This window comes from Streptococcus sp. C150 (genome assembly GCF_000187445.1).
GTDB lineage: Bacteria > Bacillota > Bacilli > Lactobacillales > Streptococcaceae > Streptococcus > Streptococcus raffinosi.
The window spans coordinates 1-753 of the sequence record NZ_GL698462.1 but is presented as its reverse complement, the minus strand read 5'-3'; the positions used below and the strand labels follow the sequence as shown (position 1 = coordinate 753).

Annotated in this window: 1 protein-coding gene; it reads left to right on the top strand. The window is 37.6% G+C overall.

Translation table 11 applies throughout. The features are described from left to right. Window positions 1-160: 160 nt before the first annotated feature. Complete coding sequence (tnpA, locus tag HMPREF0848_RS10130; protein WP_002883780.1) at window positions 161-625, top strand: IS200/IS605 family transposase; 465 nt, start codon at window positions 161-163, stop codon at window positions 623-625. Window positions 626-753: the final 128 nt, after the last annotated feature.

The following is a 753-nucleotide window of genomic DNA, read 5'->3' as shown; positions in this document are numbered from 1 at the left end:
ATTATGTGACTTTAAGTCCGTTTCGCTCCGAAGGTGCGAAACAGATAAACCACCCGCTATGCGGGTGCGCATCGAAGGTTATACCGTCATAACAAAAAAACTCCAAACGAGTTACAATATAGGTGTTCAAGCCAATTGTAAAGCGGAAGGAGTTAAGACTATGGCGCAAAAAGCTCACAGTTTATCACATACAAAATGGATGTGTAAGTACCACATTGTATTTACACCTAAGTATAGACGAAAAATAATCTATAATCAATATAGGAGTAGTCTGGGAGAGATTTTTCATAGACTATGCCAATATAAAGGCGTTGAAATAATAGAAGGCCACTTAATGCCAGATCATGTCCATATGTTAGTAAGTATTCCACCACGAATGAGTGTAGCTAGTTTTATGGGATATTTAAAAGGTAAAAGTGCATTAATGATGTTTGATAAACACGCCAATTTAAAATATAAATTTGGGAACAGACATTTTTGGGCAGAAGGTTATTATGTAAGTACGGTAGGACTTAATGAAGCCACAATTAAGAAATATATTCAGGAACAAGAGAAGCATGATATCGCTTTGGACAAATTAAGCGTAAAAGAATATGAAAATCCCTTTAGGGATAATGGTAAGTAATGCGAATGCCTCTTTGAGAGGCTTGTGACGAGTCAAAAGCAATAAGGCTTGAACAAAGTGAAAGCCAGCGTCTTTAGGCGCTGGCTGGTATTATGGGCTTATAGCCCTTGATCAAACCACCCGTTAGA